At 63.4% G+C, this 20656-nt stretch carries 19 protein-coding genes; 7 read left to right on the forward strand and 12 right to left on the reverse strand.

Features of this window, described 5'->3' with window-relative positions; all coding sequences use genetic code 11:
• The first annotated feature begins 3 nt into the window (after positions 1 to 3).
• Positions 4 to 726 carry an HAD family hydrolase gene (locus NKI69_RS01055; RefSeq protein WP_128304850.1) on the forward strand — a complete coding sequence of 241 codons (723 nt, stop codon included), beginning with the start codon at positions 4 to 6 and terminating at the stop codon, positions 724 to 726.
• Positions 727 to 752: 26 nt separating this feature from the next.
• Here the strand turns inward: NKI69_RS01055 and NKI69_RS01060 are convergent, their stop codons facing one another.
• Together NKI69_RS01060 and NKI69_RS01065 are read right to left on the reverse strand one after the other, a co-directional pair.
• Positions 753 to 1481: a class I SAM-dependent methyltransferase gene (locus NKI69_RS01060; protein WP_352719620.1), complete on the reverse strand. Its 729-nt coding sequence runs from the start codon at positions 1479 to 1481 to the stop codon at positions 753 to 755.
• The gene (locus NKI69_RS01065) at positions 1478 to 3484 is read right to left on the reverse strand and encodes a long-chain fatty acid--CoA ligase (RefSeq protein WP_352719622.1); all 2007 of its coding nucleotides are present in this window, start codon (positions 3482 to 3484) and stop codon (positions 1478 to 1480) included. The genes NKI69_RS01060 and NKI69_RS01065 overlap by 4 nt, the downstream gene beginning before the upstream one ends.
• 453 nt (positions 3485 to 3937) lie before the next feature.
• Between NKI69_RS01065 and NKI69_RS01070 the strand changes: the two genes are divergently transcribed.
• From NKI69_RS01070 to NKI69_RS01090, 5 genes are all read left to right on the forward strand, one after another.
• Positions 3938 to 5530 carry an ABC transporter substrate-binding protein gene (locus NKI69_RS01070; RefSeq protein WP_023811486.1) on the forward strand — a complete coding sequence of 531 codons (1593 nt, stop codon included), beginning with the start codon at positions 3938 to 3940 and terminating at the stop codon, positions 5528 to 5530.
• 50 nt (positions 5531 to 5580) lie between these two features.
• On the forward strand, positions 5581 to 6588 hold the full coding sequence (locus tag NKI69_RS01075; RefSeq protein WP_023811485.1) for an ABC transporter permease subunit: 1008 nt from the start codon (positions 5581 to 5583) through the stop codon (positions 6586 to 6588).
• Between the two features lie 70 nt (positions 6589 to 6658).
• On the forward strand, positions 6659 to 7513 hold the full coding sequence (locus NKI69_RS01080) for an ABC transporter permease subunit (protein ID WP_224618710.1): 855 nt from the start codon (positions 6659 to 6661) through the stop codon (positions 7511 to 7513).
• A 2-nt stretch (positions 7514 to 7515) separates the two neighbouring features.
• The gene (locus NKI69_RS01085) at positions 7516 to 8370 is read left to right on the forward strand and encodes an ABC transporter ATP-binding protein (RefSeq protein WP_023811484.1); all 855 of its coding nucleotides are present in this window, start codon (positions 7516 to 7518) and stop codon (positions 8368 to 8370) included.
• The gene (locus tag NKI69_RS01090; RefSeq protein ID WP_352719625.1) at positions 8370 to 9200 is read left to right on the forward strand and encodes a dipeptide ABC transporter ATP-binding protein; all 831 of its coding nucleotides are present in this window, start codon (positions 8370 to 8372) and stop codon (positions 9198 to 9200) included. Before NKI69_RS01085 ends, NKI69_RS01090 begins: the two co-directional genes overlap by 1 nt.
• A 206-nt stretch (positions 9201 to 9406) precedes the next feature.
• Here NKI69_RS01090 and NKI69_RS01095 read toward each other — a convergent pair whose 3' ends face one another.
• From NKI69_RS01095 to NKI69_RS01110, 4 genes are all read right to left on the reverse strand, one after another.
• Positions 9407 to 10681: a cysteine desulfurase-like protein gene (locus NKI69_RS01095; RefSeq protein ID WP_352719627.1), complete on the reverse strand. Its 1275-nt coding sequence runs from the start codon at positions 10679 to 10681 to the stop codon at positions 9407 to 9409.
• A 40-nt stretch (positions 10682 to 10721) separates the two neighbouring features.
• Positions 10722 to 11396 (reverse strand): amino acid ABC transporter permease, encoded by a 675-nt coding sequence (locus tag NKI69_RS01100; RefSeq protein WP_023811481.1) that lies wholly within the window; start codon positions 11394 to 11396, stop codon positions 10722 to 10724.
• Between the two features lie 152 nt (positions 11397 to 11548).
• The gene (locus NKI69_RS01105; RefSeq protein ID WP_023811480.1) at positions 11549 to 12346 is read right to left on the reverse strand and encodes an ABC transporter substrate-binding protein; all 798 of its coding nucleotides are present in this window, start codon (positions 12344 to 12346) and stop codon (positions 11549 to 11551) included.
• 78 nt (positions 12347 to 12424) lie between these two features.
• Complete coding sequence (locus NKI69_RS01110; RefSeq protein ID WP_164893002.1) at positions 12425 to 12742, reverse strand: hypothetical protein; 318 nt, start codon at positions 12740 to 12742, stop codon at positions 12425 to 12427.
• Positions 12743 to 12854: 112 nt separating this feature from the next.
• On the opposite strand from NKI69_RS01110, the gene NKI69_RS01115 reads away from it, so the two are divergent.
• Positions 12855 to 13946, forward strand: a complete 1092-nt coding sequence (locus NKI69_RS01115) for an LLM class flavin-dependent oxidoreductase (protein ID WP_023811479.1) — start codon at positions 12855 to 12857, stop codon at positions 13944 to 13946.
• Between the two features lie 282 nt (positions 13947 to 14228).
• Here NKI69_RS01115 and NKI69_RS01120 read toward each other — a convergent pair whose 3' ends face one another.
• From NKI69_RS01120 to NKI69_RS01145, 6 genes are all read right to left on the reverse strand, one after another.
• Positions 14229 to 14624, reverse strand: coding sequence for a RidA family protein (locus NKI69_RS01120; protein WP_023811478.1), 396 nt, complete (start codon positions 14622 to 14624; stop codon positions 14229 to 14231).
• Positions 14625 to 14688: 64 nt separating this feature from the next.
• Positions 14689 to 15837 carry an acyl-CoA dehydrogenase family protein gene (locus NKI69_RS01125; protein ID WP_023811477.1) on the reverse strand — a complete coding sequence of 383 codons (1149 nt, stop codon included), beginning with the start codon at positions 15835 to 15837 and terminating at the stop codon, positions 14689 to 14691.
• A gap of 210 nt (positions 15838 to 16047) precedes the next feature.
• Positions 16048 to 16860 (reverse strand): enoyl-CoA hydratase family protein, encoded by an 813-nt coding sequence (locus tag NKI69_RS01130; RefSeq protein ID WP_023811476.1) that lies wholly within the window; start codon positions 16858 to 16860, stop codon positions 16048 to 16050.
• A complete protein-coding gene (locus NKI69_RS01135; RefSeq protein ID WP_023811475.1) occupies positions 16857 to 17327 on the reverse strand; it encodes a MarR family winged helix-turn-helix transcriptional regulator in 471 nt (156 codons plus the stop codon). Before NKI69_RS01135 ends, NKI69_RS01130 begins: the two co-directional genes overlap by 4 nt.
• On the reverse strand, positions 17321 to 18079 hold the full coding sequence (locus NKI69_RS01140) for an SDR family NAD(P)-dependent oxidoreductase (RefSeq protein WP_023811474.1): 759 nt from the start codon (positions 18077 to 18079) through the stop codon (positions 17321 to 17323). Before NKI69_RS01140 ends, NKI69_RS01135 begins: the two co-directional genes overlap by 7 nt.
• A gap of 202 nt (positions 18080 to 18281) precedes the next feature.
• The gene (locus NKI69_RS01145) at positions 18282 to 20570 is read right to left on the reverse strand and encodes a bifunctional salicylyl-CoA 5-hydroxylase/oxidoreductase (protein WP_352719630.1); all 2289 of its coding nucleotides are present in this window, start codon (positions 20568 to 20570) and stop codon (positions 18282 to 18284) included.
• Positions 20571 to 20656 lie beyond the last annotated feature (86 nt).

Below are 20656 nucleotides of genomic sequence, written 5' to 3' on the forward strand. Positions count from 1 at the left end.
AGCTTGGCAGACATCAAGGGAATATTGTTCGACAAGGACGGCACGCTTGTCGACTTCAACGCCACCTGGCTCGGCGTTGCCGACTTCATGGCCATGGATGCGTCCGAAGGCGATCGCTGGAAAGCCGACAGGCTGCTGGCCGCCGCCGGCTTCGATTTCGCCAACAAGCGCTTTAAGCCTGACTCGATATTTGCCTCCGGCACCAATCTCGACGTCGTCGAATTGTGGTTTCCGCGCCTCTCCAACGAGGACCAGATGCTGGCGGTCGCCCGCTTCAACGAGATCACCTCGGTGCAAGGCTCGGCGATGGCCGTGGCGCTGCCGGGCATCGTCGACACGCTGACGGCACTGCACAGGAAGTCCTACCGGCTTGGCGTCGCCACCAACGATTCGACCAGCGGCGCGGAAAAGACGCTTGTCACGCTCGGCGTCGCCCAATTGTTCGACGCGGCCTATGGCTACGACGCGGTGGCCAATCCGAAGCCGGCGCCCGACACGATCCTGGCCTTCAGCGATCTCACCGGCCTCAGGCCGGCGGAAATCGCCATGGTCGGCGACAACCGCCACGACCTCGAAATGGCGCGTGCCGGCGGCTGCGGGCTGGCGGTCGGCGTGCTCTCCGGCACCGGAACCCGCGAATCGCTGGCCGGCATTGCCGACGCCATCCTGGATTCCGTTGCCGATCTGCCGGATTTTCTCTCGGCGCGGGTCAAGGAGACGATCTGATCCCGTCGGTAGACGCGGCCGCCTCGTCAGCCTTCGAAGCGAAAGACGCCGCTTGGCTGCAGCGCGCTGTCTTTCGCCTGGCCGAAATCCGGCACCTTATGTTCGGCGAGCAGGCGCAGCCGTGATCGTGGCAGATAGGCGCGGCTAGGATCGCCGACCAGGACCTCGATGCCGGCATTCAGGCAGCGTTCGAAAAAAGGCATGACGCGGTCGGCGACGCCTTGGCTGTAGAAGACATCGCCTGCAAGCACGAGGTCGAGGGCCGGCGGCGGACCCCTGGTGATGTCGTCTCCGATCACGGTGATGGCGACACCGTTGGCCGCCGCGTTTAGAGCGAGCGCGGCAACGCCGTTGCGGTCGATCTCTGCGGCGATGACTTCGCGTGCCCCAGCCTTGGCGGCGGCAATGCCGACAAGACCCGAACCGGCGCCGAGGTCGAGCACGCGGCGGCCGGCTACCGTTTGCGGATGATCCAGTATGTGGCGCGCAATCACCGCGCCGCCGGCCCACACATAAGCCCAGTAAGGCGGCTGCGGCTCGGGTCCATCGTTGTCCGCCTCGATCGTGTCGTCATCGTCGCCAGCGCTTTGGTGCGGATCTATGAGCCGTCTCAGGCCACTGGCCGGATGCGGTGTATAAAGCTGGATCTCAGGCACCGACGGCACCGGGGCGAGGCGCATGTTCGCCCTGATGAATTCTGCCGGGTCAGGACGGCAAGGTGCATCCACCGCCTCCGCGCCGCCGGCTGCGATCATTCGCGCAGCGCTCGACGCAGGATCTTGCCGACCGGTGTCTTCGGCAACTCGGTGCGGAACTCGATGTATTTGGGCCGCTTGTAGCCGGTCAGGTTCTCGCGGCAGAAGGCGGTGAGCGTCTCCGCGGTCAGCGCCGGATCCTTCTTGACCACGAACAGTTTCGGCACCTCGCCCGAATGCTCGTCCGGCACGCCGACCGCCGCCACTTCGAGCACGCCCGGATGCATCGCCACGACTTCCTCGAGCTCATTCGGATAGACATTGAAGCCCGAGACCAGGATCATGTCCTTCTTGCGGTCGACGATCTTGGTGTAGCCGCGTTCGTCCATGAAGCCCATGTCGCCGGATTTGAAGTAGCCATCCTTGGTCATCACCTTGGCGGTCTCATCGGGCCGGTTCCAGTAGCCCGCCATCACTTGCGGTCCTCGGATGCAGACCTCGCCGACCTCGCCGAGCGGCAAATTGTTGCCGTCGTCGTCGCGGATGGCGATCTCGGTCGAGGGCAGCGGCAAGCCGATGGTGCCGGTGAAGTCGCCGGCGGTGAACTTGTTGGCGGTGGCCACCGGCGAGGTTTCCGAGAGGCCGTAGCCTTCGGTGACCGAACAACCGGTCAGCGTCTTCCAGCGTTCGGCGACGCCCTTCTGCACCGCCATGCCGCCGCCCAGCGTCAGCACCAGCGGCTTGAAGTCGAGCTTGCGGAAATCCTCATTGTTGAGCAGCGCGTTGAAAAGCGTGTTGAGGCCGGGAAAGATGTGCACCGGATATTTCTGCAATTCCTTGACGAAGCCGGGAATGTCGCGCGGGTTGGGAATGAGCACATTGCGGGCGCCTTGCTGCATGCCCATCAGCGCGTTCACGGTCAGCGCGAAAATATGATAGAGCGGCAGCGCGCAGATGAAGTTGGGGTGCGCCGGTTTCGGCTTGATCGTGTAGGCATCCTCCATCCACTGCGCGTTCTGCGCAACGTTGGCGAGCACGTTTCTGTGCAGCAGTGTGGCGCCCTTCGACACGCCCGTGGTGCCGCCCGTATATTGCAGGAAGGCGACATCGTCGGCTTCCACCTTGGCCGGCTTGAAGCCCATGCCGGCGCCGGCCTTCATGGCGGCATTGAACTTGACATGGCCGGGCAAGGACCATGCCGGCACCATCTTCTTCACGCGGCGCACGACGAAATTGACGATCGTGCCCTTCAGGCCGCCAAGCATGTCGCCCATCGCGGCGACCACCACATGCTTGACCGTGGTCCTGGCGATCACCGCCTGCAAGGTGTTGGCGAAGTTCTCCAGGATGACGATGGCTTGCGCACCGGAATCCTTCAACTGGTGTTCGAGCTCGCGCGGCGTGTAGAGCGGATTGATGTTCACCACCACATAACCCGCTCGCAAGATCGCCATCATCGCCACCGGATATTGCAGCACGTTCGGCATCATCAGCGCGACGCGCGCGCCTTTCCGCAGGCCTTTCGATTGCAGGTAGGCGCCGAAGGCCGCCGACAGCCGCTCGACATCGGTGTAGCTGATGGACTTGTCCATGCAGGTGAAGGCCGGCTGCGCGGAAAACTGCTTGCAGGCGGCGACGAGGAAATCGCCGATCGAGCTGTAGGGCAGGGCGCCGATCTCGGCCTGCACGTTTTTCGGATAGCTCTTGAGCCACGGCTTTTCCGGCAAGCCGGCGGCCAGCGCCGTCAGCGTTTTCGGCAATCGGTTGGCGGTGGCGTCGGCCGGCCTTGCCGCCGGTGGGGTCTTCATCGCCGCGGCGGCTTTCGATGCCGGCCTGGCAGCGGGCTTTGCCGCCCCCGCTTTATTTCCCGACGCCGTCTTTCCGGCCGCAGCCTTGGCCGGGGCTTTCACCACTGGCCTTGTGCTTGCCCTTACGGGCGCCGCGGCCGCCTTCGGCGTGGCGGCTTTGGAAACGGGTGCTTTCGGCTTGGCAGTACCGGCTGCTTTCGACGGCGCCTTGGCTCCCGGTTTCACCGGCGCCGTCGTCCTTGATGCTTTTGCCAACCGTTCCTCCCTGGACAAGTCTTGTTCATCCGCGCCGCGCTCGCCCCTGAATTGACAAGGACGCCCTCCGCTGCGGCCGCTACACCCTATGTATTGCCTCCGTTGGTGACCGTGCAAGTCTTGCCCTTGCGGCAACATGGCGAAAGATTTGCCGTCGAAAGTCTTTGCCGCCGCCAGCGCTCCCAGGCGGTGTCCTGGCGCATCCCTCGGCCGCTCGGAAGCGCCGGGAACATTTATATCGTCAGCTTGGCGATCAATAAAAAAATTCGGTTGTTAATAATCTCGTGAATGGAAAAAACTGTTAATTTTTCTGCAATTTGGCAAAATAGCGGATTTTTTTCCTGCTTCCCGCGGGGTAAGCAAACGGGGTGTTCCAAAGCCGGAAAAACGGTGCTTATATGCGCGCTTCGCGAGCCTGATAGAGGGGCTTGGAAGAACATCAGGGAGTGCTCAATGAATAAGAAGCTGACTTTTGCAGCCGCGTTGCTGGCTGCAAGCGTCCTGAGCGGCATGGCCAATGCGAAAACTCTGGTCTACTGCGCGGAAGCTTCGCCGGAAGGTTTCGATCCGGCGCCGTATACCGCAGGCCAGACGTTCGACGCGTCATCGCGCACCGTCTTCAACCGCCTTGTCGAATTCGATCACGGCAAGACGACGACCTCGCCGGGCCTGGCCGAGAGCTGGACGATCTCCGACGATGGCAAGGAATATGTCTTCAAGCTGCGCAAGGGCGTCAAGTTCGCCGCAACCGACTATTTCACCCCGACGCGCGACTTCAACGCCGACGACGTGGTGTTCTCGTTCGAACGCCAGGTCGACAAGAACGGCCCCTGGTTCCAGTACATTCCGGGCATTGCCTACCAGTATTACAATGACCAGTTCGGCGACAACATTACCAAGGTCGAGAAGGTCGATGACCTGACGGTGAAGTTCACCCTCAAGGAGCCGGCGATCACCTTCATTCCGACGCTGGGCATGGATTTCGCCTCGGTCGTCTCCAAGGAATATGCCGACAAGCTGCAGGCCGACAAGACGCCTGAGCTGTTCAACCAGAAGCCGATCGGCACCGGCCCGTTCATCTTCGTCGACTACCAGACCGACGCCGCCATCCGCTACAAGGCCAACCCGGACTATTGGGGCGGCAAGCAGAAGATCGACGATCTGGTCTTCGCCATCACCACCGATCCGGCGGTGCGCGCGCAGAAGCTCAAGGCCGGCGAATGCAACATCATGTCGTACCCGGCACCGGCCGACATCGCCGGCCTGCAGGCCGATGCGAACCTGAAGGTCGAGGAGCAGGAAGGCCTCAATGTCGGCGCGCTGATGTACAACACCCAGCAGAAGCCGTTCGACGACGTGCGCGTTCGCAAGGCGCTCAACATGGCCATCAACAAGAAGGCCATCATCGATGCCGTCTTCCAGGGCGCCGGCCAGGTGGCGATCAATCCGATCCCGCCGACCATGTGGTCCTACAACAAGGAAGTGAAGGACGATCCTTACGATCCGGATGCAGCCAAGAAGCTGCTTGAAGAAGCCGGCGTCAAGGACCTCAAGATGAACGTCTGGGCCATGCCGGTGTCGCGCCCCTACATGCCGAATGCGCGTCGCACCGCCGAGCTGATCCAGGCGGACTTCGCCAAGGTCGGCGTCACCGTCGAGATCGTCAGCTACGATTGGGGTGAATACCTTAAGCGCGCTTCCGCGGTCGATCACGACGGCGCCGTCATCGTCGGCTGGACCGGCGACAATGGCGATCCGGACAACTTCCTCGGCGTGCTCCTGAGCTGCGCTTCCGTCGGTTCGAACAACCGCGCGGAATGGTGCAACAAGGACTTCGATGCGCTCATCAACAAGGCTAAGACCGTTTCGGACCAGGCCGAGCGCACCAAGCTCTATGAACAGGCACAGGTCATCTTCAAGGAACAGGCACCCTGGGCGACGCTCGCTCACTCCAAGGTGTTCATGCCGATGCAGAAGACCGTCACCGGCTTTGCGATGGATCCGCTCGGTATCCACCGCTTCGACGGCGTCGATATCGCCGAATAAGGTTGCGAAACGGGGGCGCCACCATGTGGTGACGCCCCCACTCGCCCGCCATGCTGCGTTATATCCTCGGCAAGCTCGCCCTCATCATCCCGACCTTCATCGGGATAACCATCCTCGCCTTTGGCTTCGTGCGCATCCTGCCCGGTGATCCGGTGCTGGTGCTTGCGGGCGAACGCGGCCTGTCGCCCGAACGCCACACGGCGCTGATGCACCAGTTCGGTTTCGATCTGCCGATTTGGCAACAATACCTGACCTATCTGACGAATGTCCTGAGCGGCGATTTCGGCACCTCGTTTTCAACCAAGACGCCGGTGCTCAAGGATTTCCTGGTGCGCTTCCCGGCAACGGTCGAACTCGCCATCTTCGCCATGATCTTTGCCGTTGTCCTGGGTGTCGCCGCCGGCATCTTCGCCGCCATCCGCCGCGGCTCCTGGTTCGATCAGCTGACGATGGGCACGGCGCTGGCGGGCTATTCCATGCCGATCTTCTGGTGGGGCCTGCTGCTGATCATCGTCTTCTCCGGCACGCTGCACTGGACGCCGGTTTCCGGCCGCATCGACCTTCTCTATTTCTTCAAGCCGGTGACCGGCTTCATGACCATCGATTCGCTGATCTCGGGGCAGAAGGGCGCATTCCGCTCGGCGCTGTCGCACCTGATCTTGCCGACCATCGTGCTCGGCACTATCCCGCTCGCAGTCATCGCCAGGCAGACGCGCTCGGCGATGCTCGAAGTGCTGGGTGAGGACTATGTCCGCACCGCGCGCGCCAAGGGCCTGGCGCCGCGCCGCGTCATCGGCCTGCATGCCTTCCGCAACGCGCTGATCCCGGTCGTCACCACCATCGGTCTGCAGGTCGGCACGCTTTTGACCGGCGCCATCCTGACCGAGAGCATCTTCTCCTGGCCCGGCATCGGCAAATGGATGATCGACGCCATTTCCAAGCGCGACTATTTCACCGTGCAGGGCGGGTTGCTTTTGATCGCGCTGATCGTCATGTCGGTCAACCTCATCGTCGACGTGCTCTACGCCGTCATCAACCCACGCATCCGGGCCAACTGACATGAGCAATGAAGGCCCAGCCACCATCGAAGCCGCGACCGTCGTCAAGCCGCAGGATGCCAGGCTGCAGATGTTCGGCGAGTTCTGGCACTACTTCTCCGTCAACAAGGGCGCGGTGATCGGGCTCTTCGTCTTTGCGCTGCTGATCCTGATCGCCATCTTCGCGCCGCTGCTGGCGCCGCATTCGCCGGACGATCAGTTCCGCGACTTCTTCCTGACGCCGCCGGCCTGGCAGGAGGGCGGCAACGCGCAGTTCCTGCTCGGCACCGACGCTGTCGGCCGCGATATGCTGTCGCGCCTGATCTACGGCTCGCGGTTCTCGCTCGCCATCGGCTTCGTCGTCGTCACGTCAGCGCTGATTTCAGGCGTCATTCTCGGCCTACTCGCCGGCTACTGCCGCGGCTGGGTCGACACGCTGATCATGCGCATCATGGACATCATCCTGGCCTTCCCGTCGCTGCTATTGGCCCTGGTGCTGGTCGCGGTGCTTGGCCCCGGCCTCGTCAACGCCATGATCGCCATCGCCTTCGTGCTGCAGCCGCATTTCGCCCGGCTCACCCGCGCCGCCGTGATGGCCGAGAAGACCCGCGAATATGTCGTCTCCGCCAAGGTCGCCGGCGCCAGTCATCTCAGGCTGATGCTGGTCACCATCCTGCCCAACTGCATCGCGCCGTTGATCGTGCAGGCGACGCTGTCCTTCTCCAACGCCATCCTCGAGGCGGCGGCCCTTGGCTTCCTCGGCATGGGCGCGCAGCCGCCGACGCCGGAGTGGGGCACCATGCTGGCCGAGGCGCGCGAGTTCATCCTGCGTGCCTGGTGGGTGGTTACTTTCCCGGGTCTCGCCATCCTGATCACCGTCTTCGCCATCAACCTGATCGGCGACGGCCTGCGCGACGCGCTCGACCCCAAGCTGAAGAGGTCGTGAGCATGCCTCTGCTCGAGATCAAGAACCTCACCGTTTCCTTCGACACCGCGGCCGGACCGTTCATGGCCGTGCAAGGCATCGACCTCTCGATCGAGCCGCGCGAAGTGCTGGCGATCGTCGGCGAGTCCGGTTCCGGCAAGTCTGTGGCGATGCTCGCGGTAATGGGCCTGTTGCCCAACACCGCAACCGTCAAGGCAGACCGCATGGCCTTCGACGGCGTCGATCTCCTGAAGCTCAGCCCGTCCGAACGCCGCAAGATCGTCGGCAAGGACATCTCGATGATCTTCCAGGAGCCGATCGCCAGCCTCAATCCGTGCTTCACCGTCGGCTTCCAGATCGAGGAGGTGCTGCGCTTCCATATGGGTATGGATCGCGCTCAGCGGCGCGCGCGGGCCATCGAGTTGATGAAGCTGGTCGGCATCGCCGATCCGGAAGAACGGCTTAGCTCGTTTCCGCACCAGATGTCGGGCGGCCAATGCCAGCGCGTCATGATCGCCATCGCCATCGCCTGCAATCCGAAGCTGCTGATCGCCGACGAGCCGACGACGGCGCTCGACGTCACCATCCAGAAGCAGATCCTCGATCTGCTGGTTTCGCTGCAGGCCAAATACGGTATGGGCCTGATCATGATCACCCACAATATGGGCGTGGTGGCCGAGACCGCCGACCGTGTCATCGTCCAGTACAAGGGCCGCAAGATGGAAGAGGCCGACGTGCTGTCGCTGTTTGAATCGCCGAAGAGCAATTACACGCGGGCGCTTTTGTCGGCGCTGCCGGAGAACGCCGTCGGCGACCGGCTGCCTACCGTTTCCGACATGATGTTCGAGCCGGCGCCTTCGGCAGTTGGAGCCGCCTGATGAGCACCACGGTCCTCGAAGGCAAGAACATCGTCCGCGACTACCATGTCGGTGGTGGCCTGTTCACCGGGCCGCGCACAGTGCACGCGGTCAAGGGCGTCTCGTTCAAGGTCGACAAGGGCAAGACGCTGGCCATCGTCGGCGAAAGCGGCTGCGGCAAGTCCACGCTCGCCCGCATCATCACGCTGATCGATCCGGCGACGTCAGGCGACCTGTTCATCGACGGCAACAAGGTCGACATCGCCAAGGGCGGATTGACCAAAGAGATGCGCCGCAAGGTGCAGATCGTCTTCCAGAACCCCTATGGATCGCTCAATCCGCGCCAGAAGATCGGCGACGTGCTGGGCGAGCCCCTGCTGATCAACACCGACAAGCCGGCGGCCGAGCGGCGCGACCTGGCGATGAAGATGCTGAAGAAGGTCGGCCTCGGTCACGAGCACTACAACCGCTACCCGCACATGTTCTCGGGCGGCCAGCGCCAGCGCATTGCCATTGCCCGTGCGCTGATGCTCAACCCAAGCCTGCTGGTGCTGGACGAGCCGGTCTCGGCGCTCGATCTTTCCGTGCAGGCACAGGTGCTCAACCTGCTCGCCGACCTGCAGGACGAGTTCCAGCTGACCTATGTCTTCATCAGCCACGATCTGTCCGTGGTGCGCTACATCGCCGACGATGTGATGGTGATGTATTTCGGCGAAGCGGTCGAATACGGCTCGCGCGACGAGGTCTTCGCCGACCCCAAGCACAGCTACACCAGGACGCTGTTCGCGGCGACCCCGCGCGCCGACGTCGCCTCGATCAAGGCGAGGCTAGCGAAGAAGAAAGCGGCTTAACGTCTCTTCGTCATCCTAGGGCGGAGCGGCGCGAAGCGTCGCGCAGACCCTAGGATCCATGCCGTTTACCTCAGCCGAAAGGTGCAGCGGAGCAGAATTCTGCACCGTGGCAACACTCGAACGTCACGGCATGGATCCTCGGGTCTGCACTGCGTCGCTACGCTCCTTGTTCCGCCCGTGGATGACGACGCTGGAGAGGCCGCCGCTCAGGACAACTTCGCGATGATGGCGCGCAACGCTTCGCCGAAGCGCCGGACTTCCTCGACTGTGTTGTAGTGGACCAGTGAGGCGCGGATGGCGCCGCTGTCCATCGATAGGTTGAGGCGCTTCATCAGCCGCGGCGCATACATGTGGCCGTCGCGGATGCCGATCTGCATCTCGGCCATCTCTTCGACGATCCGCTGCGGCGACAGTGTGCCGATGTTGAAGCAGAACGTCGGCACGCGTTCGGTGATGCGGGCCTCGTCTGCGACGCCATAGATGGTCGCGCCGCAACCTTTCAGCACCGCAAGCATCTCGCGCGCCAGCACCAATTCGTAGTCGCGGATGGCGCCCATGCCGGCAACGATGTTGTCGCGCCGCGAGCGGTTGTTGGAGGGTGCGAGATTGCGGCCGATCAGTTCCAGGTACTGCACGGCGGCATCCATGCCGGAGACGTTCTCGTAGATGAACGTGCCTGCCTCGACCTTGTAGGGCGGCTCGTTGGGGATGAAATCCTCGCGGAAGGTCGGCAGCCGTTTCAGCGTTTCGAAACGACCCCAGAGGAAGCCCATATGCGGCGAGAAATTCTTGTAGCCGGAGCAGACGAGATAGTCGCAGTCCCAGGCCTGCACGTCGATCAGCCCGTGCGGTCCGTAATGCACGCAGTCGAGGAACACTTCGGCGCCGGCCGCGTGCGCGATCTTGGCCACCGCGGCGACATCGACGATCGAGCCGATCGAGTGCGCGGTGACCGTGCAGGCGACGAGACGGGTGCGGTCGGAAACCAGCGGGCGCAGATCGTCGACATGCAGATTACCGTCCTCGCGCATCCGCCACCATTTGAATTTCGCACCGGCGGATTCCAGCGCCAGCCAGGTCGCGATGTTGGCGTCGTGGTCCATGTCGGTGATGACGATCTCGTCACGCTCCTGAAGCATCTGACCGATACCGAGGCTGACCAGGCGGATGAACGAGGTGGCGTTCATGCCGAAGCAGATTTCCGCCGGGCTATAGGCGTTGATGAGCAGCGCTACGCTTGTCCGAGCATCGGCGACCGACTGGTCGACGGTGACGCTGCGGCCATAGCGGCCGCCGCGCTGCACATTGTGCGAAACCAGATGGTTGGTCACCGCGTCGAGCACGCTTTGCGGGATCTGCGCGCCGGCGGCGTTGTCCAAAAAGATGAAGTCGCCAGCCCGCTGCAAGGCTGGAAACATGGCGCGGATGGCGTCGACGGGGAACGCGGTGGCGTTTGCATTGTCGGTTTGATGCTTGTTCACGGGTAGGCTCCTGCAAAGGACTTGAGCGGGGTAGTGGAGGTCAGCGCTTCTTTTCGGTCTTGAAGCGCTCTTCAAGCAGGCTGACGAGGCGGACCATCGGCCAGAGGAAGATGAGGTAGACAAGCGCTGCGCCGATCAGCGGCGAGGGGTTGGCGTAGAGCGACTGCGCGTTGGTCGCTTCCTTCAAGAGTTCCGGCAGCGCCACGGTGGAGGCGAGCGAAGTGTCCTTGAACATCGAGACGCAGTTGCTGGTCATCGGCGGGATGACGACGCGGATCGCTTGCGGCAGCACCACCTTGCGCAAGGTCAGCAGGAACGGCAGGCCAAGCGCCTGCGACGCCTCGAACTGGCCGCGCGGGATGCTCTCGATGCCGGAGCGGAACACCTCCGCCGAGTAGGCCGACATGATGAAGGCGAAAGCAGTCACGGCGGAGGCCCAGGACGACAGGCGTATGCCGAGGAACGGCAGTGCATAGTAGATCAGGATCAGCACGACCAGCACCGGCAGGGCGCGGAAGATGTCGGTGTAGCCGACCGCCAGCCACCGCAGCGGCTTCGGCGCATAGAGCCGCACCAGGCTGATCCCCAGGCCGATGGGGATGCCGATGCCGATGCTCAAAATGCCGAGCAGCAGCGTGTTCAGGAAGCCGCGCAGCAGCGCCGGCAGGCTGGACATGATGACATCGGGATTGAAGAAGGTATCCAGCAGCGACATGGGAGCGTTCCCGAACCCGAGAGCAAGGATGCTCAGGTTAAAACCAATCGACCTCGCCAATGGCGAGACGGTCTGCGCGGAAGCCGGCGCTGGCGCATGAAATGAATCGTGCCGGCCTGGAAAGCCGGCACGATGTCAGCGCAGCTTTCAGCTCAGGCCTTCGGCAGCGGCATTTCCTTCATGGTCGAAGAGTCGGCGGGCGCGTCGCTGCCGAACCACTTCTTGTGGATGGCGGCCAGCGTGCCGTCCTTCTTCATAGCGCTCAGCGCGTCGTTCAGCTTGCCGAGCAGCGGGTGGTCCTTGCTCATCATCAGGCCGTATTGTTCGCCGGTCTTGATGCGCTCCTTGACGACCAGGTCCTTCATCTTGGTGAAGGAATACTCCATGCCTGGAATGTCGCTGACGGCGGCATCGACGCGGCCGGCGCTGAGGTCGAGCAGCAAATTCTGCTGCGTGTCGTAACCCTTCACGTCGCTGAAGCCGCCGGCTTCCTGATGTGCCTTGACCCAGGTTTCACCGGTCGAGCCGGACAGCACGCCGACGATCTTGCCCTTGAGGTCGGCCTCGGCCTTGATCGGGCTGTCGGCCTTGGTGGCAATGCCCATGTCGGAATCATAATAGGGCTGCGTGAACGACTGCGACTTCAGCCGCTCGGCCGTGATGGTGATCGACGAGATGGCGACGTCGATGCGCTTCGACGTGGTGGCGGCAAACAGCGCCTGGAAGCCGAGATCGGCGATGTCGGTGGTCATGCCGATGCGCTTGGCGGCTTCGTTGACGATGTCGACTTCAAAGCCTTCGAAGGTGCCGCTCTCGTTCTTGAATTCGAAGGGCGGGTTGGTCGGATAGGCGCCGACATTGAGCACATCGGCGGCATAGGCGGTGGCGGGGCCGGCGGCGATGCCGACGGCGGCGGCAAGAAGAAGCAATTTGCGGCGCGTGAAGCTCATTTGTGTTCCCTCTGTTGTTGATCGGGCGGGTTGCTCCCGCACGGTTTTTTGCCGCCCCGCTTCACGCAGGACGTCAATTCATGGCAGCGACCATGCGGTCATGGTTGGCGACGTTTTGTGTTGCAGATCGCGGATCTGCGCGCGCACTTCATCGAAGGCATGGCGCGCATTGGATGATGACTGGGGCAGTATGAACGACAAGAACTGAGACTCCCACCCGGAGCACCCACGATGGACTGGCCGGCACGATGAACTGGTCTGCACGATGGACTGGCCGGCAAGCCCGTCCGGCACGGCAATCGCCATCGACTCTGGAATGCTTATCCAAAGTGCGGCGCTTTTCAAGGCGAAAGTTTTAAGCTTAAAAAGCTGCGGTGTCCGTTGCGTGGCCGACACGGTGCGGCCCGCTGGAACCGATACCCGCGAGCGATGGCGACGCGAAGCTATTTCAGGCTTGAAATATCTCCGCGCGGGCCTAGCGTGTGCTCTCTCGCCGGGAGGTCGCGACATGAACAAACCACACCCCTTGCACGGCCCGAACAGATTGAAGCTGGGGGTCTTTTCGACCAATGCCGATGGCGGGCTGGCCATAACCGATGTGCCTGAACGCTGGACGGCAAGCTGGCAGGACAATCTGACCGCAGCCCAGATCGCCGACCGTGCCGGGCTGGAGTTCATGCTGCCGATCGCCCGCTGGCGCGGTTTTGGCGGCCGCAACAAGGTGCGGGAATGGTCGTTCGAGACCTTCACCTGGGCGGCGGCCCTTGCCATGGCCACCGAGCAGATCGGCCTGTTCATGACCGTGCATGTGCCGCTGGTGCATCCGCTCTATGCCGCCAAGGCGCTAGCGACGGTCGACCACATCAGCCAGGGTCGCGCCGGCCTGAATATCGTCTGCGGCTGGAATCCGAAGGAATTCGGCATGTTCGGCACGCCTCTGGTCGAGAAGGGCTACGACCAGGCAGCGGAATGGATCGAAATCCTCGAAAAGCTTTATGCCTCGCCCGACCCGCTCGACTATGAGGGCACCTACTACCGCCTCAAGGAAGCCGTCAGCCGTCCGGCCAGTCTGCAGGTGCCGCGCCCGGTGACCATGAACGCCGCTTTCGGCGGGCCCGGCCGCGATTTCGCCGCCGCGAGATGCGACTATCTGTTCACGACCTTTTCCGAAATGGGCGATGCCGGCAAACATGTCGCCGACATCAGCGAGCGGGCAGACAAGGTGGGCCGTGATGTCGGCGTCTACACCGTGGCGCATGTCGTCTGCCGCCCGACGATGGAAGAGGCGCGGGCATATTACACGCGCTATGCGGTCCATATGGCCGACCACGACGCCGTCGATGCCCACATGGCCGGCAAGAAGGAATTCTCGCAGTCGCACGACCCGCACGCCTATGACCGCTACCGGCAGCGTTTCGCCGGCGGCGCCGGCACCTACCCGCTGATCGGAACGCCGGAAACGATCGCCGCCGACATGGTCGCCATTGCCGGGCATGGCTACCAGGGCATCGCGCTGTCCTTCGTCAATTACACCAGGGAGTTGCCCTATTTCTGCGATCACGTGCTGCCGATTTTGCGGAAGGCGGGGCTTCGCGCATAGTAGTGGTGATCAGTTGCGGTGGATCATCGCGGATATTCGGAATTAGCCGAAGCCTCCCCAACGTCGTCATCCCTGGGCGAAGCAGGAGCGCAGCTCCCGTCGCGGAGACCCTGGGATCCATGCCGCGACTTCGGCCGTGGAGTGCAGCGGTGCAGAATTCTGGACCGTGGTGACGCTTTGGAGTCCCGGCATGGATCCTCGGGTCTGCGCCGCGTCGCTTCGCTCCTTGCTTCGCCCGTGGATGACGAAGTAATGGGCGTTTACTCCGGACGAACGAATTCCCTATTCCGGAATAACGGCAGTCGCCTGGATCTCCACCTTGGCCCGGTCTTCGACCAGCGCCACCACCTGCATGGCGGCCATCGCCGGAAAATGCCGGCCGATCACCTCGCGATAGGCCTCACCGATGCCCCTGAGATTGGCGAGGTATTCGGCCTTGTCGGTGAAATACCAGGTCATCGAGGTGATGTGCTGCGGCCCGGCACCGGCTTCCGCCAGCACCGCGACGATGTTCTGAAGCGTTTGCCGCACCTGGCCTACAAAATCGTCGGTCTCGAACTGGCATTGCCCGTTCCAGCCGACCTGTCCGCCGACGAAGACGAGCTGCCCGCGTGCCGCGACGCCATTGGCGTAGCCGACAGGTTTTGCCCAGCCTTCGGGCTGCAGAATCCTGTGCATTCAAAACCTCCCGGTATTCCAAAACCCAATTTTCAAAATCGAACGCTCGTCAAAATCTCTGCCGTCAGGCCGCGCCCATCACTTGCCGTGCAATCACCACTTTCTGCACGTCGGAGGCACCTTCATAGATGCGCAGCGCGCGGATCTCGCGATACAGGCTTTCGATGATGTGGCCCTTGCGGACACCGTCGCCGCCATGCAGTTGCACAGCCTTGTCGATCACCTCTTGCGCCTTGTCGGTGGCAAACAGCTTGGCCATCGCCGCCTCGCGTGTGACCCGCGCGGCACCCATGTCCTTGGTCCACGCAGCGCGGTAGACCAGAAGCGCCGCCGCATCGACGTCGAGCGCCATATCGGCGATATGCCCCTGCACCATCTGCAATTCGGCCATCGGCGCGCCGAACAGTTTGCGCTCGGCCACGCGTTTGATGCTTTCGTCCAGTGCGCGGCGGGCAAAGCCGAGCGCCGCCGCGCCGACGGTCGAACGGAACACGTCGAGCACCGACATGGCGATGCGGAAGCCATCGCCCGGTTTGCCGATCAGCGCAGAGGCGGGAAGGCGGACCTGGTCGAAAGACAGCCGCGCCAGCGGATGCGGCGCGATTACTTCCAGCCGTTCGGCGATGCCAAGGCCCCTGGCGTCGCCAGGCACGAGGAAGGCGGAAAGCCCCTTGGCGCCCGGCGCCTCGCCGGTGCGGGCAAAGACGACATAGAGGTCGGCGATGCCGCCATTGGAGATCCACGTCTTCTCGCCGGACAAGACGTAGCTGTCGCCGTCGCGGATCGCCGTCATCTCCGTGTTGGCCACATCCGATCCCGAGCGCGGCTCCGACAGGGCAAAGGCTGATATCGCGTTGCCGGCGCGCGTCTTCGAAAGCCATTGCTGCTGTTGCGGCGTGCCGAACAGGCTGAGCGCGCCGGTGCCGAGCCCCTGCATGGCGAAGGCGAAATCGGCCAACCCGTCATGACGGGCGAGTGTCTCGCGCGTGATGCACAAAGTGCGGACGTCGAGGGGGCCAGGATTGTCCGTGTCGAGCGCCGTCGGCTTCAGCCAGCCGTCCCTGCCGAGCTTGCTGACCAGCTCGCGGCAGGCGGCGTCGACATCATGGTGATCGACTGGCAGGTTTTTAGCGCACCATGCCTCGAGGCGCTCGGCAAGCTGGCGGTGGTGGTCTTCGAAGAACGGCCAGGAGAGGAAGGAACGGTCAGGCATGGGCGCCTCCTTCCGCGCAGCGATCCTTCACACCCCCCTCTGCCCTGCCGGGCATCTCCCCCGCAAGGGGGGAGATCGGACGTTGTTTTGGCTTTCGCCAATCTCCAAAATTGCAGTATGGGCGCTGCCAACGAAACCGCTGATCTCCCCCCTTGCGGGGGAGATGCCCGGCAGGGCAGAGGGGGGTGCCTGGGCGCAAACCGCTCATCCTCAATCCCCCTCGAACACCGGCTTTTCCTTGGCCACGAACGCCTTGTAGGCGCGCTCGAAGTCGCGGGTCTGCATGCAGATCGCTTGCGCCTGCGCTTCCGCCTCGATCGCCTGGTCGAGACCCATCGACCATTCCTGGTTGAGCTGCGTCTTGGTGATGCCGTGCGCAAAGGTCGGGCCGGAGACGATGCGCGCCGCCATATCGAGCGCGTCGGCCTCCAGCGAGGCGGCATCGACCAGCCGGTTGTAGAAACCCCAGCGTTCGCCTTCCGCCGCCGTCATGGTGCGGCCGGTGTAGAGCAGTTCGGCGGCGCGGCCCTGGCCGATGATGCGCGGCAGGATCGCGCAGGCGCCCATGTCGCAGCCGGCGAGGCCGACGCGGGTGAACAGGAAAGCGGTCTTGGCTTCCGGCGTGGCGATGCGGATATCGGAGCTCATCGCAATGATGGCGCCGGCGCCGACCGCGACGCCGTCGACCGCCGCAATGATCGGCTTGCCGCAATTCAGCATCGCCTTGACGAAATCGCCGGTCATGCGGGTGAAGGCGAGAAGCTGCTTCATGTCCATCTTGACCAGCGGGCCGATGATGTCGTGGACATCGCCGCCGGAGCAGAAATTGCCGCCATTGGACAGGAACACCACGGCGTCGACGTCATCGGCATAGACCAGGTCGCGGAATGTGTCGCGGAGTTCCGCATAGCTGTCGAAGGTCAGCGGGTTCTTGCGCTCGGGCCGGTCGAGCCGGACCTTTGCGATCCTGCCCTCGACCTCCCAGAGGAAATGCTTCGGCTTGCGTCCGGCCATTGCGGTCATTCGCGTCCCTCCCAGTTGCTGCGGAACGAGGTCAGCATGCCGGTCAGCCGGCGCGCGTCGTCCTCGCTGACCTTGCCCAGCAATTCACCGATCCAGCCTTCATGCGCCGCGGCGATGGTGGCGAAGGCCTGCGTGCCTTCCTCGGTCAGCCGCACCATCGACGTGCGGCGGTCGCCATTGCGCCTCGCGCGGGCGACAAGTCCTTCCGAAACCAGCCGGTCGACGATGCCCGTGACATTGCCGTTGGAGACCAGCAGGAAACGCGACAGGTCGCTCATCAGCATGCCTTCCGGCGCGCGATAGAGGGCGGCCATCACGTCGAAGCGCGGCAGCGTCGTGTTGAATTCCTTCTTCAGCCGCTCGCGCAGCTCGGCCTCGATCGTGCGCGAGGCGCGCAGCAGCCTGATCCACAGCCGCAAGCGGTCCTTGCCGGGTCCCGACGGCGCGGGCAGGGGGCCGGCTACCATGTTTCGCCTCCTGAGATGGAAATCGCCTGTCCGGTGATCGATTGGGCGGCGTCGCCGCACAGCCACAGCACGGCGGCGGCGACCTCCTGCGGCTGGATGAAGCGGCCTTGCGGGTTGGTCGAGGCAAGGCTTGACCGCGCTTGCTCGACCGAGCGGCCGGTCTTCTCGATGATGCGCTGGATGGACTCTTCCAGCATTTCGGTTTCCACAAAGCCTGGGCACACCGCGTTGACGGTGACGCCGGATTTCACTGTTTCGGCGGCAAGAGCCCGCATCAGGCCGATGACGCCATGCTTGGCGGCGACGTAAGACGCGACGTAGGCGTAGCCTTTCAGGCCGGCGGTCGAGGCGATGAAAACAATTCGTCCCGTTTTCCGCGCGGCCATGCCGGCCAGCGCCGGCTTCACCGTCAGGAAGGCGCCGGTCAAATTGACGTCGAGTGTTCGCTGCCAGTCGGTAAGGGTGGTTTTGTGCGCCGGCGCGCTGCCGGCCATGCCGGCATTGGCGACGACGATGTCGAACGGTCCGCGCGCGGCTTGCGCCCTCTCGTAGAGCGTCGCCATTGCCGCCTCGTCGGTGACATCGGCGACAATGCCGAAGATGCGGTCGTTCTCGCCGGCCACCTCAGTGAGCTCCGCTTCCCGGCGGCCGCAGATGGTCACGTCGATGCCGGCAGCAGCCAGCGCCAGCGCAACGGCCCGGCCGACACCGGACCCACCGCCTGTGACCAGCGCATGCTTGCCCGCGATCATGCGCCAATCCTCGAAACTTGGCGCCAAGTGCCCCCACCCCTAACCCTCCCCACAAGGGGGAGGGAGAAGGAGAAGGCTACGACAGCGCCCATCCATTGCAAACTTCTGCGGTTCCAGAGCCGATTGCGACTTGGTCCCCTTCCCCCTTGTGGGGAGGGGCTAGGGGTGGGGGTATAGCGCTGACGTGGCAAATGAAAAACAATCATACTTTCAGCCCCGCTGCCGCGTCGCGCTCGGCCAGACGGTAGAGCTGGTCGCGCCCGGGCAGATAGGGATCTGGCCATTTGACGCCACGGTCGCCGAGCGTGACGGCGGCATGTAGCGTCCAGTAGGGATCGGCGAGATGCGGCCGTGCCAGCGCCACCAGATCGGCGCGGCCGGCCATCAGGATCGAGTTGACATGGTCCGGCTCGTAGATGTTGCCGACCGCCATGGTGGCCATGCCGACCTCGTTGCGGATGCGGTCGGAAAACGGCGTCTGGAACATGCGGCCATAGACCGGCTTCGCCAGTGCCGAGGTCTGGCCGGCCGAGACGTCGCAAATGTCGACGCCGGCCTCATGCAGCAGCCGCGCGATCTCGACCGCATCGGCTGGCGTCACACCTTCGATGCCGACCCAGTCATTGGCCGAAATGCGCATCGAGATCGGCTTCTCCGCCGGCCAGGCGGAGCGCACCGCGCGGAAGATTTCGAGGGGATAGCGCATGCGATTATCCAGCGAACCGCCATAGGCATCGGTGCGCCGGTTGGTAACCGGCGTGATGAAGGACGACAGGAGATAGCCGTGCGCGGCGTGGATCTCGAGCATGTCGAAGCCGCAACGATCGGCCATCTCGGCAGAGGCCACGAATTCGTCGCGCACTTTGTCCATGTCGGCGCGATCCATCGCCTTCGGCACCTGGTTTTGCGGCGACCACGCAACGGCCGAGGCCGCCATCACAGGCCAGTTGCCTGAGACCAACGGCACGTCGGTGCCCTCCCAGCCGAGCCGGGTCGAGCCCTTGGCGCCGGAATGGCCGATCTGGGCGCAGATCTTCGTTTCGGTCTCGGTATGGACGAAATCGACCAGCCGCTTCCACGCCACCTCATGCTCGGGCGCATAGAAGCCCGGACAACCGGGCGTGATCCGCCCTTCCGGGCTGACGCAGGTCATCTCGATATAGAGGAGGCCGGCGCCGCCCTTGGCCCGCTCGGCATAGTGGGTGAAATGCCAGTCGGTCGGACAGCCGTCGACGGCCTTGTACTGCGCCATCGGCGAGACGACGACGCGGTTCTGCAGCCTCATGTCGCGCAGCTTGAACGGCGCGAACATCGGCGCGCGGCGCATGCCGCCGGCGCCCGCCTGGCGCTGGAACCATTCCTCCGCGCCGCCCAGCCATTCGGCATCGCGCAGCCGCAAATTCTCATGGCTGATGCGCTGCGAGCGGGTCAAGAGCGAATAGTTGAACTGCACCGGATCGAGGCCGAGATAGCGCTCGACCTCCTCGAACCATTCCAGCGAATTGCGCGCCGCCGATTGCAGCTTCAGCACCTCGGTGCGGCGGGCATCCTCATATCTGCGGAACGCGGCCTCAAGGTTCGGCTCGGTTTCGACATATTCGGCCAGCGCCACAGCACTTTCCAGCGCCAGCTTGGTGCCGGAGCCGATCGAGAAATGCGCCGATGCCGCCGCATCGCCCATCAGTGCCAGATTCTTGTAGGACCAGCGCTCGCACAGCACGCGCGGAAAATTGATCCAGGCGGAACCACGGATGTGGTTGGCGTTGGTCATCAGCGCGTGGCCGCCGAGATGTTTTTCGAAGATCCGCTCACAAACGGCAATCGATTCCTGCTGCGACATCGCGCCGAAGCCGAAAGCAGTCCAGGTCTGTTCGCTGCACTCGACGATGAAGGTCGCGGTGTCGCTGTCGAACTGGTAGGCGTGCGCCCACACCCAGCCATGCTCGGTCTTCTCGAAGATAAAGGTGAAGGCGTCGTCGAATTTCTGTTGGGTGCCGAGCCAGACGAACTTGCATTTGCGGGTGTCGATGTCGGGCTTGAAGATGTCGACGAAACTGTTGCGCGCCCTGGAGTTCAGGCCGTCGGCCGCGACGACCAGATCATGCGTCTCCATGTAGGGCTTGGGATCTGCAATGTCGGTCTCGAACATCAGCTTGACGCCGAGTTCGCGCGCCCGGCGCTGCAGCAGGACCAGCAGCCGCTTGCGGCCGATGCCGCAGAAACCGTGACCTGACGAGACCGTGCGCACGCCGTCATGGATGACGGCGATGTCGTCCCAGTAGGCAAAGTGCTTCTTGATCCAGACGGCGCTGACCGGGTCGTTTTTCGACAGATTGTCGAGCGTCTCGGCCGAAAGCACGACGCCCCAGCCGAACGTGTCGTCGGCGCGGTTGCGCTCGAACACCGTCACATCATGCGCGGCGTCCCTCAGCTTCATCGAAATGGCAAAGTAGAGGCCGGCTGGTCCGCCGCCGAGAACCGCAACCTTCATGTCTGCGATCTCCTCTTCGCTTGCTGGAGTTCAGTATCGCGCCGGCGACAAGATATTTCAAGCTTAAAGTTTTATATCAAAACGAT

The organism is Mesorhizobium sp. M0491 (assembly GCF_040321265.1).
GTDB lineage: Bacteria > Pseudomonadota > Alphaproteobacteria > Rhizobiales > Rhizobiaceae > Mesorhizobium.